This is a genomic window from Mesorhizobium sp. B2-3-2, from assembly GCF_006442295.1.
Taxonomy (GTDB): Bacteria; Pseudomonadota; Alphaproteobacteria; order Rhizobiales; family Rhizobiaceae; genus Mesorhizobium.
Genome location: NZ_VFWA01000007.1, coordinates 208,910 through 225,271 on the forward strand (window position 1 = coordinate 208,910; position 16,362 = coordinate 225,271).

Sequence of the window (16,362 nt, forward strand, 5' to 3'; positions counted from 1 at the left end):
GGGTTGTCAGATAGGACCAGTCAGTTTCCCGGCCGTGGCCGCGGCAACGGCACGCCGATCTCCGGCGTCGCGGTGAAGGCGTTCACCACGCCTGGCAGGCCGGCCGTCCCGCTGGCCGCGGTGACGGGCAGCGACGGCGCCTCCGCTTCGGGCGCGGCGACCGCGACCGGCACGGTGCCGCCATGGTAGGTGGCCGCCTCGACCGAGGTCGGCCCGGGCGCGTCGAGGACGGCGCGGCATTCCCTGGGCAGGTTCGCCATCGTCATCAGATCGCGCGCCTTGGGCGCATCCGGGTTCTTGTTGGGCCGCCACGGCTCCTCGGTAAACCACCAGGCCAGCGGCTTGCCGCAGCCATCGTCGGCCGGGGTCGCTTCCTGCGCCTTGCAGTTGGGCGAGCCCGGCTGGCAGCCGATGCGCATGTGGAAATGATAGTCGTGGCCCCAGAACGGCCTGATCTTGCGCAACCAGGAGCGGTCGCCCCTGACGGTGTCGCAGAGCTTCTTCTTGATGCCGGGATTGACCAGGATGCGCTCGACCTCGGGATAGCTCGCCGCGCGCTTCAAAAGCCGCGTATGCGCCGGCGTCCACAGCGCGTCCTTCACCAGATGCGTCTTTTCGTCGACCATCAAGGTCGCGCTCATCGTCTCGCGCTGCACCCTCGACAGCGGCCGGCGGGGCATCGGTGTCAGCCAGATGTCGGCATCGAGCCCGATCTGGTGCGAGGCATGGCCGGTCAGCATCGGGCCGCCGCGCGGCTGCGCGATGTCGCCGATCAAAAGGCCCGGCCAGCCGTCGGCGACGGCATCGCGCGACAGTTTCTCGACCAGCGCGATCATCGCCGGATGGCCCCAGCGGCGATTGCGCGACGGCCGCATCACCTGCCAGGTCGGGCCGTCCATGGGGATGGCGACGCCGCCGGCAAAGCAGCCCTTGGAGTAGAATCCGAAGGATTGCGGCGCGGTCGCCGCCGGCAGTTTCTCGGCGCCGAACAGGTCCTTTGCCCGTTCCTCGGCGGCCGCCGGCCGCGCGGCGAGGCTTGTGAGGGCGAGCAGGCCAAAAGCCGCCGCCAGCCGTGAACGCTTGCCGAGCCGCATCGCTGTCTCCTTGAACCCCGCCGCAAACCCAAGCCCGAATCATAGCACGCAATGGACGTGGCTTCGATCACCGGAGCGGTTCCGTTTTTCACAAACCGGTCAACCGCCCTGTTTTCTTTTCCGACCCATTCCGGACCGCAACCGTGTCACGTGTTGCCTGGAATGCGTCAACGTTTCATCGGGCTGCGCGGCGCGCCGTCGCGCCAGTCGCCGCTTGCCCACATATGGTCGAAGGCGGCGCGATAGTCCGGGAAGCGGAACCGGTAGCCCGCCGCCCTGAGCGCCGCATTGGCGACGCGCTTGTTCTCGCCATAGAAGGATCGCGCCATGGGCGAAAGTTGGGCGGCCTCGAAGGGAATTTCGGGCGGCGGTGTGACGCCCATCAGCGCGGCGGCATAGGCCACGACGTCCTGTGGCGGCGCCGGCTCATCGTCGGTGACGTTGAAGATGCCGCCTGTGTTGCTCCCGATCAGATGCCACAGCGCGCCGGCTATGTCGGCGCAGTGGATGCGGTTGAACACCTGGCCTGGCTTGACCAGCCGCCGCGCGGTGGCGTTTTCCAAATTGACCAAGGCGTTGCGGCCGGGGCCGTAGATGCCGGAGAGCCGCAGCACCGCCGCCGGCCTGCCGATCTCGCGGCCAAGCCGCAGCCAGTCCTGCTCGGCCGCCACGCGCATCGCAGAGCGTTTCGACACCGGCCGGCATTGCGCCGTCTCGTCGACCCAGGCACCGCCATGGTCGCCATAGACGCCGACGGTGGAGAGATAGCCGATCCATTCGAGCGCAGGCATCCGCGCGATCGCCGCGCGGGCGGCGTTCAGCACGGGATCGCCGGCCTCCTCGGGCGCGATCGAGATCACCAGATGGGTCGTTGTTGCCAGCGCATCGCCGATTTCGTCGGTCAGCGCGCCATCGAACAGCAGCGGTGCGATGCCGGCCTGGCGGAGCGCGTCGAATTTCTCCGCGGAGCGCGTCGTGCCGCGGACCGTCGTGGCGGCATCCCGGCTGGCGCGCGCAAAAGCCTGACCCGAATAGCCGGCGCCGAAGATGAATATCCGCTTTTCGCTCATGCAGTCGCCCTGGCTGGAACCGGCCGCGCCCATTCCTCGCGCACGGCCGCGTCGCCCTCGGTTTGCAGACCGGCTGCGGCGCGCTTGCGATATTCGGCCTCCGGCACCAGCCGCGCCAGCGCCCATATTGCCGCGCCCCGCACCACCGGCGAGGCGTCGGCGAGCAGTGCACGCACAGCATCTGAGAGCGCGGCATCGCGGGAATTGCCGGCGGCGATCAGCACGTTCCGGACAAAGCGGTCGCGGCCGATGCGCTTGATCGGCGAGCCGGAAAAGAAGGCGCGAAAGGCCGTGTCGTCCAGCCGCAGGAGATCGGCCAGCGCCGGCTCGCGTAGATCCTCGCGCGCGGCGAGCTTGGCCTCGGACGCCACCTTGGCGAACTTGTTCCACGGGCAGGCGGCGAGACAGTCGTCACAGCCATAGATGCGGTTGCCGATTTTTTCCCGGAATTCATGCGGGATCGGGTCCTTGTTCTCGATGGTGAGATAGGAGATGCAGCGCCGCGCATCGAGCCGGTAGGGCGCCGGGAAGGCGTCGGTCGGGCAGGCGTCGAGGCAGGCGCGGCAGGAGCCGCAATGGTCCTCCTCCGGCATGTCGGGGGCCAGTTCGGCCGTTGTGAAGATGGTGCCGAGGAACAGCCAGGAACCGTGCTGCCGGCTGACCAGATTGGTGTGCTTGCCTTGCCAGCCGAGCCCGGCGGCCTCGGCCAGCGGCTTTTCCATGACGGGCGCGGTATCGACGAAGACTTTCACGTCGCCTCCCGCCCGCGCCACGATCTTGCCGGCGATTTCCTTCAGCCGACCCTTCATCACGTCGTGATAGTCGCGGTTTTGCGCGTAGACCGAGATCGCGCCCCGGTCGCGCCTGGCCAACAGGTCGCGCGGATCATGGTCCGGTCCGTAATTCATCGCCAGCACGACGATCGAACGCACTTCGGGCCAGAGCATTGACGGCTCGCTGCGGCGTTGCAGCGTCTCGGCGAGCCAGCCCATGGAGCCGTGGAACCCGTCCGCCACGAAGGCGGCGAGCCGGGCCGGCGCCAGCGGGATCGCATCGGGGGTAGTGACGGCGACCGCCTCGAAACCGGCGCGCCGCGCCTGCGCGTCGATCAGCGCGCGCAGTTTCGCGGCGTCAGAAGTCGAGGTCCGCATAATGCGACACCGGCGACAGGCCGCGCACCCGGTCGGTCAAGAGCGGCCGGAACGAAGGCCGCGACTTGACCCGCGTGTACCATTCGCGCGCGGCAGTGTGCTCGCGCCAGTCGATCTCGCCGAGATAGTCGAGCACCGAGAGCGTCGCGGCGGCGGCAAGGTCGGCATAGGTGACCCTCGAGCCGGCCAGCCAGTGGCGAGTGCCGGCCAGCCAGTTGGTGTATTTCATGTGCTGGCGGATGTTGGCCCGCGCCGCGCGGATGGCGGCCGAATCGGGCGAGCCGCCGCCGGCGGTTTCCGGCATGACCGGCTTCAGCACGCGTTCGCGCACCAGATGCCGGGTGACCTCGCTCTCGGCCTTGTGGAGATACCAGTCAATGAGCCGGCGGATCTCGGCGCGCTGCATCGGGTCCTCGGCGAACAGGCGCTTGTCGCGCTTCAGGACGCCGCGCGTCTCGTCGAGATATTCCGAGATGACCGTGGCGCCGACGATCGGCACGTCGCCCTCGGCCAAAAGGATCGGCAGCGTGCCGGCCGGGTTCAGCGCCAGAAACTCCTTGCGCCGCGTCCACGGCTTCTCCTCGATCAGGGCCAGCTCCTCGCCATACTCGCCGAAAGCGAGGCGCACGAACCGGCAGGAGGCGAACATGGGATGATGGAAAAGCGTCAGCATGGTTCCGCTATGATAAAGCGCACTGGTGGTTTGGATTTGAAGTTCCTGTCCCCTCAACGGCATCTGCGTTCAGGAACTTCAAATCCAAACCACACCAGAACTTGAAGTTGGCAGTGTGGCTCAGAATCCGGAATTCACGCATCGCGCTCCTCCCGGCTGTGGCGAATTCCGGATTGCCACACTGGCGAATCGCCGGGCGCACCGGTAAGTCTTGGCCGCCCGGTAAGCGGGCCGTCAGGGTGTTGCGACCTATAGGGGGAGTTCGGCGCCATGACAAGCAAGCCCTGTCAGTCCATCCCGCGAATGCCGAGGTAGCCAATGGAAAGCCAGACAATCGTCGAAGCCCTGCTGCTCGGTCTCCTGGAGGGATTGACCGAGTTCATTCCGGTGTCCTCTACCGGCCATATCCTGCTCGCCGGCCACTTTCTCGGCTTCCACTCGACCGGCAAGGCCTTCGAGATCCTGATCCAGCTCGGCGCCATCCTGGCTATCTTGAGCGTCTATTTCCGGCGGTTGTGGCAGATGCTGCTCGACCTGCCGCATGACCGGCTGACGCGGCATTTCGTCATCGGCATCCTCATCGCCTTCCTGCCGGCGGCCATCATCGGCGCGCTGGCGCATGATTTCATCAAGACCATCCTGTTCGAATCGCCGCGGCTGATCTGTATCATGCTGATCATCGGCGGCGTGGTGCTGCTCGCCGTCGACCGCATGAACCTCAAGCCGATGTACCGCGACGTCGAACGCTTCCCGACCCGGCTCTATCTGCAGATCGGGCTGTTCCAGTGCCTGTCGCTGATCCCCGGCACCTCACGCTCGGGATCGACCATCGTCGGCGCGCTGCTGCTTGGCGTCGACAAGCGGGCGGCGGCGGAATTTTCCTTCTTCCTCGCCATCCCCACCATGGTCGGCGCCTTCGCCTTCGACCTGTTCAAGAACCGCAACGTGCTGACGTCGGCCGACCTGCCGATCATCGCCGTCGGCTTCGTCGCAGCCTTCGTCACCGCGCTGCTGGTGGTGCGCCTGCTGCTCGATTACGTCTCGCGCAAAGGCTATGCGCTGTTCGGCTGGTGGCGGCTGGTGGTCGGCATCGTCGGGCTAGTCGCGCTGATGATCTGGGGGTGACCTCGACATCCACGGGCGAAGCAAGGAGTGCAGCGACGCAGCGCAGACCCGTGGATGACGAAGGTGAAGGCCTTCGCGCGCCCTTGCATGCGAACCTCCCTGCGGAGCAGCGCACAAGTCCTGCGGATTCCAGAACACTCCGCTGCGTAAGCTCGCCCTATCATCCCTCAGGCAATGGCGTCCGGCGAGCCGCATCCGCCCCCGCGCACGCGGTCGGCCGGGCGCCCAACAAGAGGGAACGACGATGAAGTTCATGCTGACCGACAGGAAACTGCACCCGCGGGCCAAACCCGTCGCCGAGGATTTCAGAAGCGGCGCCATCAACCGGCGCGAATATCTGGCGCTGATGGCCGGGCTCGGCGTCAGCGCCGCCGGCGCTTTTGCCCTGGGCGGACTGACCGCGACGCCGGCCCGCGCGGCGGAGCCCAAGAAGGGCGGCACCCTGCGCGTCGCCATGAACGTCAAGGGTTTCAAGGACCCGCGCACCTTCGACGGCGTCGAAATGTCCAACGTCGCGCGCCACTGCAACGAATATCTGGTGCGCTGGAACACCGATTTCTCCTTCGAGCCCTGGCTGCTCGAAAAATGGGAGATGAGCGACGACGCCAGGACGCTCACACTCCATGTGCGCAAGGGCATCACCTGGTCGAACGGCGACGCCTTCAACGCCGACGATGTCGTCCACAACCTCACCCGCTGGTGCGAGGCCGGCGTTGCCGGCAATTCGGTCGCCGCGCGCATGGGCGCGCTGGTCAACGCCGACACCAAGAAGGTGGTCGAGGGCGGCATCGAGAAGGTCGACGACTATACGATCAAGCTCAATTTGCCCAAGCCCGACATTTCTCTGATCGCCGGCATGGCCGACTATCCCGCTTTGATCATGCACCGCTCCTATGACGGCGACGGCGATCCCCTGAAGGCGCTTTCGATCACCACCGGCCCTTGCGAGCTGGTGAAGTGGGACGCCGAGACCGGCGCCGAGGTGAAGCGCAAGGACAAGCCCTGGTGGAAGGGCGAATTCTGGCTCGACGGCATCCAGTGGATCGACTACGGATCCGACCCCAACGCCATGCTGTCGGCATTCGAATCCGGCGAGATCGACACCGACCACGAAACCGCCTCCGATGCGGTCTCGCAGACCGAGCAGATGGGCTTGAAGAATTCCGAGATCGCCACCGGCTCCACCATCGTCGCCCGCTTCAATGTCGCCAACGCGCCCTATGACGACGTCAAGATGCGCCGCGCCGCGCAGCTCGCCGTCGACAATTCGGCCGTGCTGGCGCTCGGCCTCGGCGGCAGGGGCAAGCCCGCCGACAACCACCATGTCGGCCCCATGCACCCCGAATATGCCGATATCGGCCCGGCCAAGCGCGACGTCGAGGCGGCCAAGAAACTGCTGGCCGAATCCGGCAAGGCGGACCATGAATACGACCTCATCTCGGTCGATGTCGAATGGCAAAAGAGCACCGGCGACGCGATCGCCGCGCAGATGCGCGAGGCCGGCCTCAAGATCAAGCGCACCGTGCTGCCCGCCGCCACCTTCTGGAACGACTGGAGCAAATATCCCTTCTCCTGCACCGAATGGCTGGGCCGCCCGCTCGGCGTCCAGGTGCTGGCGCTGGCCTACAAATCGGGCGCCGCCTGGAACGAAAGCGCCTACGCCAACAAGGAGTTCGACGAGCTGCTCGACAAGGCGCTCGCCACCCCCGACGCCGCCCAGCGCAAGGAGATCATGGCCGGCATCGAGAAGAATTTGCGCGACTCCGGCATCATCATCCAGCCCTACTGGCGCTCGGTCTATCGGACGTATCGCAAAGGGGTGGAAGGGTGCGAACAGCATCAGGCGCTGGAGCAGCACTTCGAGAAGGTTTGGATCGAAAGCTGAGCCTTCGCCGCTTCTTCCTTCTCCCCTTGTGGGAGAAGGTGGATTGCCGCGAAGCGGCAAGACGGATGAGGGGTGCGTGACGGATCGCTGCCTTGCAGAATCAAACGCTTGTAAGCGCGCTCAATCTTTCCACCGCCTCACTCCGCTGGAACACCCCTCATCCGTCTCGGCGCTGAAGCGCCGATCCACCTTCCCCCACAAGGGGGGAAGGTAAGGCGCCGCAACGCCGGCGCTTTTTCTACAACGCTGGCGATTGGCGAAAGCGGTAAAGGCAGCGTCCTTCTCCCCGTTTTACGGGGAAGATGGCGGCAGCCAGACGAGCGGCAGCGCCAACGCTGGTTCTTCCTTCTCCCCTTGTGGGAGAAGGTGGCCTCGCGAAGCGAGATCGGATGAGGGGTGCTCCAGCTTGGCGCGGACGTCGATAACGAACCACACCAGAAAACCCCAAACGCCTCACTCCGCTGGAACACCCCTCAACCGTCTCGGCGCTGCGCGCCGATCCACCTTCTCCCACAAGGGGAGAAGGTCAGCAGCGTCAGCGCCCCGCCCCCATGCAGCAACGAGTGCGGTGAGCCGCATCCACAAAGCGAAGGTCTTCGGACACCGACCATGACCAGCGCTGCCCGCCGGGGCGATGCGTTCGGCCGGAGGCCGGACCTCAATCCCCCATCTTCAAGGCCTGAATAAACGCCTCCTGGGGAATATCCACCTTGCCGAACTGGCGCATCCGCTTCTTGCCCTCTTTCTGCTTGTCCAAGAGCTTGCGTTTGCGGCTCACGTCGCCGCCATAGCACTTCGCGGTGACGTCCTTGCGGAGCGCGGAGATGGTTTCGCGGGCGATGACCTTGCCGCCGATCGCGGCCTGGATCGGGATCTTGAAGAGGTGGTGCGGGATCAGTTCCTTCAGCTTCTCGCACATCTGGCGGCCACGCTTTTCCGCCGCCGTGCGGTGCACCAGCATGGAGAGCGCGTCGACCGGCTCCTCATTGACCAGGATCGACATCTTCACCAGATCGCCCTCGCGGTAGTCGGTGAGGTGATAGTCGAACGAGGCGTAGCCTTTGGAGATCGACTTCAGCCGGTCGTAGAAATCGAAGACGACTTCGTTGAGCGGCAGGTCGTAGGTCAGCATGGCGCGCTTTCCCACGTAGGACAGGTCGGCCTGGATGCCGCGCCGGTCCTGGCAGAGTTTCAATATGCCGCCGAGGTAGTCGTCGGGGGTGAGAATCGTGGCGCGGATCCACGGCTCCTCGATGGCCGAGATCTTGACCACGTCGGGCATGTCGGCCGGGTTGTGCAGTTCCTTCACCGAGCCGTCATTGAGGAGCAGCCGGTAGACGACGGATGGCGCGGTGGCGATCAGGTCGAGGTTGAACTCGCGCTCCAGCCGCTCCTGGATGATTTCGAGATGCAGCAAGCCAAGGAAGCCGCAGCGATAGCCGAAGCCGAGCGCCGCGCTGGTTTCCATTTCATAGGAGAAGGAGGCGTCGTTGAGGCGCAGTTTGCCGACAGCGGCGCGCAGGTCCTCGAAATCGGCGGCGTCGACCGGGAACAGGCCGCAGAACACCACCGGCTGCGCCGGCTTGAAGCCGGGCAGGGCATGCGCGGTCTGGCGCTTGTCCTCGGTAATGGTGTCGCCGACGCGTGTGTCGGCCACTTCCTTGATCGAGCCGGTGAAGAAGCCGAACTCGCCGGGGCCGAGCTCATCGACATTGATGCGGGCGGGCGTGAACACGCCGGTGCGCTCGACCAGGTATTTGGCGCCGGTGCCCATCATGCGGATGGTCTGGCCCTTCTTCAGCACGCCGTCGATGACGCGCACCAGAACGATGACGCCGAGATAGGCGTCGTACCAGCTGTCGACCAGCATCGCCTTCAAGGGGGCGGTCGCGTCGCCCTCGCGCGGCGGCGGCAATTGATGGACGATGGCCTCCAGCACGTCGGGAATGCCCAGGCCCGTCTTGGCCGAGATCAGCACAGCGTTGGAGGCGTCGATGCCGATCACCTCCTCGACCTGCTCGCGGATGCGCTCGGGCTCGGCGGCCGGCAGGTCGACCTTGTTCAGCACCACGACGATCTCGTGGTTGTTGTCGATGGCCTGGTAGACATTGGCCAGCGTCTGCGCCTCGACGCCCTGGGAGGCGTCGACCACCAGCAGCGAGCCCTCGCAGGCGGCGAGCGAGCGCGACACTTCATAGGCGAAGTCGACATGGCCGGGCGTGTCGATCAAATTGAGGATATAGTCCTCGCCATTATTGGCGCGGTACTTCAGCCGCACCGTCTGCGCCTTGATGGTGATGCCGCGCTCGCGCTCGATGTCCATCGAGTCCAGCACCTGCTCCTTCATGTCGCGCAGCTCCAGCCCGCCGGTCAGCTGGATCAGGCGGTCGGCAAGCGTGGATTTGCCATGGTCGATATGGGCGACGATGGAGAAATTCCTGATGTGGTCGAGGGGCGTGCTCATGCCGCGCGCTTTAGCAGGGGCGGCTTGCTGCGGCAAGGCTTGCAGCGCAAGGCGCGCCCCGGTCATCACAAAGCGGTGAACCGGGGGCAAAAGCCCGAAACGGCGGGCGGGAGCGGCCGGATGCTTAAACTTTGAACGATCATCTTAGACGCCGGTTTGCCGGCGCATGTTAGTTCCTGCGCAGATAAATCGTCTCTGGGGGTAGAAAACATGCTGGGGCTTGCAGGAAGGTTCGCCCGCTCGCGCGGCGGCTCGATGATGCCGCTGTTCTTCATCAGCCTGGTGCCGCTGGTCACCGTGGTCGGCTTCTCGGTCGATTATACCAGTGCGGTCCAGACCCGGTCCAACATGCAGCAGGCGCTCGACGCGGCGACGCTGGCCATCACCACGCTGCCGAAGACGACGGCGCTGGCGGCCCGCCGGCAAATGTTACAGGACACCTTTGCCGCCAATGGCGGGCAAGGCACCGCAACGCTGGTGAGCTTCACCATCGCGGCCAACGGCACCGCCACGGCGCAGGCCTCGGCGAGCTTCGCCATGCCGACCGACTTCATGCAGATCGCCAGGATCAACACCGTGCCGGTCGGCGTCACCTCGGCGGTCAACAAGGCGCCGGCCCTGGTGCAGACCACCTTCAAGATCGAGAAGGCGTCGGGCTGGTGGGACAAGACCATGTATCTCTACGGCACGCAATTCGGTTCGACCACGAAGCAGAAGCTGATGCAGATCAGCTATGTCTACAACAAGGGCGGCGATCCAAAGGGCTATGGCACCACCACCGTCTCCACCGTCAGCGGCACCACGCTTACCCAGGTGCAGCAGCAGGTGTGCAACACCACGACGGTCGCGAATTTCGACAACACGCCCGCCGGCGCCATCACCAGCACCGACGGCAACGGCGTGATGCGGCAGACCGTCTGCACCACCAGCCCGGCCAACAGCGCCGGCGCGGTCATCGACGTCAGCCAGATGGACCAGCTCTATCTGGAAATGAACGTGCCCTCCGCCGCGACGGCGAAACCGGCCCAGCCGACCACGCTAAGGTCGAACGACCCGAAAACCTCGGACCGGCTCTATATCGGCACCAGCCCGACCGACATGCCCGAAATCGCAACGGGCCAGACCGTGGACATCTTCACCGCCGTGCCGTGCGGCCAGACAGGCTACCAGGCCTGGGAAGACGGCGGCTCGGCGGTGCCGGCGCCCGTCGTCAACGCCGACTTCTTCTACACCGTGATGGGCAAATGCGACTTCAACCAGCGCCCCTCGCAAACCGTGCTGACGCAGTAGGGGCGAAGGGATCGGCGCGCGACGCCGACAGAGAGGGTGCTGGACGAAGCGCAGTGGCTGGTTAATCTGGCGCCATGCCGCATCAACCCGTCATCCCCGCCAAGCGCAACTTTGCTCGTTCGCTCCGCCGTGACATGACGGAAGCGGAAGACAGGCTTTGGCAGGAACTGCGCGACCGCAGGCTGGACCGGATCAAATTCAGGCGCCAGGTTCCTTTCGGAAAATACATTGCCGATTTCGTTTGCCTCGAAGCCGGGCTGATTGTCGAGATCGACGGCAGCCAGCACGCCGACTCGGATGCTGACCGGATCCGCAAGGCCGATCTGGAGGGGAGGGGTTTTCGCGTTCTGCGCTTCTGGAACGACGATGTCCTGAAGGAGATGAATGCCGTTTGCGACACGATCATCGCCTATGTCCGGGACAGAAATCTGCAGCCTTGGCGATAGTGGCGCCGTCTCCCCTTCTCCCCTTGTGGGAGAAGGTGGCCTCGCGCAGCGAGGTCGGATGAGGGGTGTTCCAGGGAACGCCAACGCCTCACTCCGCTGGAGCACCCCTCAACCGTCTCGGCGCTGCGCGCCGATCCACCTTCTCCCACAAGGGGAGAAGGAAGAACCCGCTGGCGCTCAATCACAAACCGGTGAGCTCTGTAACGAAGCGGCGAATGGCGGCGAAATGGGGGCATGAGCGGCGCATCGCAGCGCCGTCCCAGGGAGCAAGCCGATGTCGCAAGCCAAACGCCGCAAGTTCCTCGCAATGTCCAGCCTGGGCGCGCTTGCGCTTGCGGCGTCGCTCGGTGCGGCCGCGGCGCAGCCGCTTACCGTAGTCGAGCTGTTCACCAGCCAGGGCTGTTCGTCCTGCCCGCCGGCCAATGCCAACCTGATCAAGATCAAGGACCAGCCCGGCGTGCTGGCGCTGTCCTTCAACGTCACCTACTGGGACTATCTCGGCTGGAAGGACATTTTCGGCCGGCAGGAATTCACGCAACGCCAGGTCAGCTACGAGCCGCCGCTCGGCCATGACGGGCCGTTCACGCCGCAAGTGGTGGTCAACGGCCATGCCGATGCGGTCGGCGCCGCGCCTGGCGAGATCGAACGGCTGATTGCGGCGAGCGGCCGCGTCAAGGGACCGTCGCTGTCGCTCGATGGCGGCAAGGCCAACATCGGCGCGGGGAGCGTGCCGGGCGGCAAGGCCGACATCTGGCTGGTGCGCTATGCCAGGGGCGTCGTCGAGGTGCCCGTGGCGCGCGGCGAGAACACCGGCCGCACCTTGCCGCACGGCAATGTCGTGCATGCGCTGACAAGACTCGGCAACTGGACCGGAGAGGCCACGACGCTCGACGTGCCGCCGGCCGCCGATGGCCTCAGCACCGCCGTGCTGGTGCAGTCGCCGGGCGGCGGGCCGATCCTGGCCGCTGCCGCCAACTAGCTTTCGAGCGGGCGTGATCGCGGAAACTCCCCGGTTTCGGAGAGACCATGCCCGACCAGAAATTGCGCAACGCCGCGCCTGCGGCGCCGCAACAGCCGGCCGCCGCAAGGGCGCGCCACCAACCAAGGAGACCATCATGACCGTTCTTTCCCGCCTGACGCTGCCGGCGCTCGCGCTCGCTTTGTGCTCGACGGCAATGCTGGCCGGCGGCATCGCCCGTGCCGACGAGGCCACCAACGCCATGAAACCCGCCGCCGACGCGATGAAACCGGCAACCGATGCGATGAAGCCGGCCGACCCGATGGCCACCAATGCCATGAAGCCCGCCGACGATGCGATGAAACCGGCGGACGCCATGAAGCCGGCGGCTGACGCGATGAAGCCGGCGACGGATGCGATGAAGCCTGCCAATTAGGTCAACCGCGGCGGAGAGTTACGCACCCGCCGGGGCCGCACGCGAATGTGAGCCTCCGCCGCGACTCGCGCATCGCACCGGCGACGCTAATTCAATAGACTGAACTCAATGGAAGCCATCAGGAGTGCAACCATGACCGATATCAAGAAGCGTTCGAGCGGCTTCGTCCGCGGCGCGCTCGCAGCTTTCGCGCTCGCCGTCGCGGGCGCCGCCTTCTGGCTGACGCCGGCCGTCTCGGCGGAAGACGCCGTGGTGATCCCGCCGCCGGCGCTGGATGAAAAGGCCGCGGGCGGCAGCGAGACGGCAATCTTCGCCGGCGGCTGCTTCTGGGGCGTGCAAGGCGTGTTCCAGCACGTCAAGGGCGTCACCAAGGCGGTCTCGGGCTACACCGGCGGTGCCAAGGACGACGCCGTCTACGAGACGGTGGGCACCGGCCGGACCGGCCATGCCGAATCCGTCGAGATCACCTACGATCCCTCCAAAGTCACCTATGGCCAGCTGCTGCAGGTGTATTTCTCGGTCGCCCACAATCCGACCCAGCTCAACTATCAGGGGCCGGACCAGGGCACGCAGTACCGCTCGACGATCTTCGCCGAGAACGACGAGCAGAAGAAGATCGCGCAGAGCTATATCGCCCAGCTCGACAAGGCCAAGCTGTTTTCCAAGCCCATCGTCACCACGATCGAAACCGGCAAGACCTTCTACCCGGCCGAGGAGTACCACCAGGATTTCCTGACGCTCAACCCGACCTATCCCTACATCGTCTACAACGACCTGCCAAAGGTGGCGAATTTGAAGACGCTGTTCCCGAAGCTTTACAGCGACAAGCCGGTGTTGGTGCTGTCGGCCAGCAATTGAGGCTTTGCAGGGTGAGAAGAACGACAGGTCGGCGGGACAGCGCCTCCCTCTGCCCTGCCGGGCATCTCCCCCACGAGGGGGGAGATCGGCGGCCTCGCCGTCCCGCCCCGCTGTCAACGTTAGACATTAGCGAAAGCCGTCACGACATCCAATCTCCCCCCTCGTGGGGGAGATGGCCGGCAGGCCAGAGGGGCGCGAGGGATCGCGGCCTCTCCTGCGAAGAAGGTTACACCCTCTTGCGCCACGGCAGGCTCCAGCGCGCCTTCTCCAGCGAGGCCTTGGCTTCGACCGTGGCGGGGGCGGTCTGGGCTTCGCGGTATTGCACCGAGCCCTGCGGCGGATAGGGCAGGCTGTCATTGAGCTCCAGCCTGTCGAGCTGGCTGAAATCGGGGAAAGGCAGTTTTTCCTCTTCACGCCAGGCGCTGACCCGCTTTTCCGCGGCGATGCGCTTTTCCTGGTCGAGCGGCAGGTCGGCGGCGCTGTATTCCAACTGCGCCGGGAAGGCGAACTGGGCGCCGGCCTCGTCCATCACCGCGATCATCGACAGCAATATGTCCTCGCGGATGGCGAGAAACTCCGAGGCATCCGCGGTCATGATGTAGGTGAAGACCTCGATGTCGAGCGAATAGGGGCCGAAGCCGACGAACCGCACGCGGCAGGGATCGTCGATGACGCGCGGATGCGCGATCAGGAGCTTGCGCAGCGCCGCCAGCGTGTAGCGCAACTGGTCGGGCGTCGTCTCGTAGCGCAATTGCAGCGTCGTGGCGAAGCGAGTGCGGTCGCGATGGGCATAGTTCTCGATCTGCATGCCGGCGAAGTCCGAGTTCGGCACCGAGATCACCGTGCGGTCGACCGAGCGGATGCGGGTCGAGCGCATGCCGATATGCTCGATGGTGCCGGACTGGTTGCCGAACTTGCAGAAGTCGCCGACGCTAACCGGCCGGTCGGCATAGAGCGTCAGGCCGGAAAGGAAATTCTGCAGCGTCGGCTGCGCTGCCAGCGCCACCGCCAAGCCGCCAATGCCGAGGCCGGCCAGCACGCCCTGATAGGGGATCGCCAGCACCTCGGCCAGGAGCAGGAAGGCGACCACCAGGGCGGCGATGCGCGCCACGCCGGTCAGCAGCGAGATCAGCGTCTCGTGGTAGCCGGGCACGTTGAATGTGGCGCGGTAGCGCTCGGCGATCTTGCCGATCAGGTGCCAGACGACGGGAACCGCGCCGATCAGGATCAGGCTCCAGGCCGCCGCCTTGGCGGATGCCGCGATCACCTGCGGCAAGCCGAGCGGCCGCAGCGCAAACAGCAGGAACAGGCCGAGGAAGATCGAGCGCACCGCCCATTCGACGACGCGGAAGAAGCCGGCCCGCCCCGAACTCCTGCCGCTGCGGGCGAAGAACACGATGACGGCGTTGGCAAGGAAACCGAAGGCGATGCCGGCAAGCACCGCAATGCCGAGCCCCAGCCATTGCCAGCGTTCGATCGGCCCGGCGCGGGTCAAAAGGGCAGGGCTGATCTCGCGGGCAAGGCCCCTCGTGGCGAAGAACGGATCGTTGCTGGCGAAGGCGGTGAATTCCGGCGCCACCGGCGCATCTTCGATATCGGCGTAGAGCGTGCGGATGTTGGCCAGCGTTTCCGGCGTGAATTTCCACAGCTTGCCGCCTTTCTCGGTCCCCACCGGAGCGACGACGATGTTGCCGGCCGGGTGCTCGAAATACACATAGGGCGTGTTGCTTTGGGGATCGTCGGGAATTTCCTGCCAGTAGACGTAGCCGATGCGGTCGATGACTTTCTTGAGATAGCTCTCGAGCAGAACCGCCTCGTCGGACCGCACCGCCGGATTGTAGCCGCGCATGTCGAGCGCCGTTTGCGGCGAACTGCCATTCTGGTCGGCGATGCCGCCGAGCAGCATCTTGAACGTGTCGCGCGGCGAAGCGAGCTTGGCCGGATCGTCGACCATGTCGGGGGCTTCGCCACGCGCCGCCTGGAACTCGGCGAGCTTGGCCTGCAGCACGGCGAGCTGCGGCCCGACGATGAACCATTCGCCGGCCTTGCGGCGGAAGGTGACGTCGAAGAAAACCTTGCTGCCATATTGCTGCAGCCTGGCTGTCACCTCGTCGCCGGGGATCGCATCATGCGGCAGGTTCCACAGGCGCAAGGTGGCGTTGTCGATCACCGAAAACAGGAGCTTGGTATAATCGGGCATGTTGAGGCCGCCGCGATCGGCCTCCGTAACGTCGACGAGGCCGGCCGCCTGCGCGGCAAGGCCCATGCCGCCGCCGGTGGCGCGCGGCACATTGTCGGCGCCGCTCTCGTTCATGGTCTGAAGGAATGAGCGCATCGTCGTCATCGGGCTGGTCTGGTCGACCTTGAGGGTCTCGGCGGCGTCGACGCGCACGCCCGTCCACCATTCGGCGGTGGCGGATTCGAAACGGCCCATGAAGCTCGCGCCGTCCGGCGCCATGACGAAGCTGAACTCGCCCTGGCGACTGCCCTCGAACCAGCGGCCGAACAGCTTTTCGCCTTCGGCCTTGGCTTCGATGCGGCCGCCATACAGGGGATAGACGCCCTTTACCTCGGCGCCGTCCTGCTCGAAGGTGATCTGGGCGCCGCCGCCGCGCCATTTGGTGTCCCAGACACCGGCCCAGTTGGCCGTCTGCTGGGCATGGGCGGGCTGGACGGCGGGCAGCAGGCTGGCCAGCACAAGCGCGGCGATCAGCGTGACCAGGCGGATCAGGGCCAGAGCAACTCCAGGAACGCCGCGTAGGGATTTTCCCGGGAAAGGTGCGTAGCGCTGCCGCGCCTGCGGATCGTGTTCTATCGAGGCAACCGGGACACCGCGCATTGCATTGCCCTTCTTCTCGCACCGCTGCCATCAGGCCGCAGCATGTCGCGGAAGGTTATTCCGCGTGAAGATG

Annotated in this window: 13 protein-coding genes; 7 read left to right on the forward strand and 6 right to left on the reverse strand. The window is 65.6% G+C overall.

Features of this window, described 5'->3' with window-relative positions; genetic code table 11:
- Positions 1 to 20 precede the first annotated feature (20 nt).
- From mepA to FJ964_RS18600, 4 genes are all read right to left on the reverse strand, one after another.
- A complete protein-coding gene (gene mepA / locus FJ964_RS18585) occupies positions 21 to 1,094 on the reverse strand; it encodes a penicillin-insensitive murein endopeptidase (RefSeq protein ID WP_140551735.1) in 1,074 nt (357 codons plus the stop codon).
- A 167-nt stretch (positions 1,095 to 1,261) separates the two neighbouring features.
- The gene (locus FJ964_RS18590) at positions 1,262 to 2,164 is read right to left on the reverse strand and encodes an SDR family oxidoreductase (RefSeq protein WP_140551736.1); all 903 of its coding nucleotides are present in this window, start codon (positions 2,162 to 2,164) and stop codon (positions 1,262 to 1,264) included.
- A complete protein-coding gene (gene queG, locus FJ964_RS18595; protein WP_140551737.1) occupies positions 2,161 to 3,315 on the reverse strand; it encodes a tRNA epoxyqueuosine(34) reductase QueG in 1,155 nt (384 codons plus the stop codon). The genes FJ964_RS18590 and queG overlap by 4 nt, the downstream gene beginning before the upstream one ends.
- Positions 3,296 to 3,988 carry a glutathione S-transferase family protein gene (locus FJ964_RS18600; RefSeq protein ID WP_140551738.1) on the reverse strand — a complete coding sequence of 231 codons (693 nt, stop codon included), beginning with the start codon at positions 3,986 to 3,988 and terminating at the stop codon, positions 3,296 to 3,298. Before FJ964_RS18600 ends, queG begins: the two co-directional genes overlap by 20 nt.
- Before the next feature lie 318 nt (positions 3,989 to 4,306).
- Here FJ964_RS18600 and FJ964_RS18605 point away from each other — a divergent pair, with 318 nt between their 5' ends.
- Together FJ964_RS18605 and FJ964_RS18610 are read left to right on the forward strand one after the other, a co-directional pair.
- On the forward strand, positions 4,307 to 5,113 hold the full coding sequence (locus tag FJ964_RS18605; protein ID WP_140551739.1) for an undecaprenyl-diphosphate phosphatase: 807 nt from the start codon (positions 4,307 to 4,309) through the stop codon (positions 5,111 to 5,113).
- Positions 5,114 to 5,357: 244 nt separating this feature from the next.
- Positions 5,358 to 6,998, forward strand: a complete 1,641-nt coding sequence (locus FJ964_RS18610; RefSeq protein WP_140551740.1) for an ABC transporter substrate-binding protein — start codon at positions 5,358 to 5,360, stop codon at positions 6,996 to 6,998.
- Between the two features lie 658 nt (positions 6,999 to 7,656).
- Here the strand turns inward: FJ964_RS18610 and lepA are convergent.
- Positions 7,657 to 9,462 (reverse strand): translation elongation factor 4, encoded by a 1,806-nt coding sequence (lepA, locus tag FJ964_RS18615; protein WP_140551741.1) that lies wholly within the window; start codon positions 9,460 to 9,462, stop codon positions 7,657 to 7,659.
- A gap of 210 nt (positions 9,463 to 9,672) precedes the next feature.
- Between lepA and FJ964_RS18620 the strand changes: the two genes are divergently transcribed.
- The 5 genes from FJ964_RS18620 (at position 9,673) to msrA (ending at position 13,450) form a co-directional block, all read left to right on the forward strand.
- Positions 9,673 to 10,752: a TadE/TadG family type IV pilus assembly protein gene (locus FJ964_RS18620; RefSeq protein WP_140551742.1), complete on the forward strand. Its 1,080-nt coding sequence runs from the start codon at positions 9,673 to 9,675 to the stop codon at positions 10,750 to 10,752.
- A 74-nt stretch (positions 10,753 to 10,826) separates the two neighbouring features.
- Positions 10,827 to 11,198: an endonuclease domain-containing protein gene (locus tag FJ964_RS18625; RefSeq protein ID WP_140551743.1), complete on the forward strand. Its 372-nt coding sequence runs from the start codon at positions 10,827 to 10,829 to the stop codon at positions 11,196 to 11,198.
- Positions 11,199 to 11,472: 274 nt separating this feature from the next.
- On the forward strand, positions 11,473 to 12,177 hold the full coding sequence (locus FJ964_RS18630; protein WP_140551744.1) for a DUF1223 domain-containing protein: 705 nt from the start codon (positions 11,473 to 11,475) through the stop codon (positions 12,175 to 12,177).
- A 136-nt stretch (positions 12,178 to 12,313) separates the two neighbouring features.
- Positions 12,314 to 12,592 carry a hypothetical protein gene (locus tag FJ964_RS18635; protein ID WP_140551745.1) on the forward strand — a complete coding sequence of 93 codons (279 nt, stop codon included), beginning with the start codon at positions 12,314 to 12,316 and terminating at the stop codon, positions 12,590 to 12,592.
- Between the two features lie 132 nt (positions 12,593 to 12,724).
- The gene (gene msrA, locus FJ964_RS18640; protein WP_140551746.1) at positions 12,725 to 13,450 is read left to right on the forward strand and encodes a peptide-methionine (S)-S-oxide reductase MsrA; all 726 of its coding nucleotides are present in this window, start codon (positions 12,725 to 12,727) and stop codon (positions 13,448 to 13,450) included.
- 226 nt (positions 13,451 to 13,676) lie between these two features.
- On the opposite strand, the gene FJ964_RS18645 is transcribed toward msrA, so the two are convergent.
- Positions 13,677 to 16,289: a mechanosensitive ion channel family protein gene (locus FJ964_RS18645; protein WP_140551747.1), complete on the reverse strand. Its 2,613-nt coding sequence runs from the start codon at positions 16,287 to 16,289 to the stop codon at positions 13,677 to 13,679.
- Positions 16,290 to 16,362: the final 73 nt, after the last annotated feature.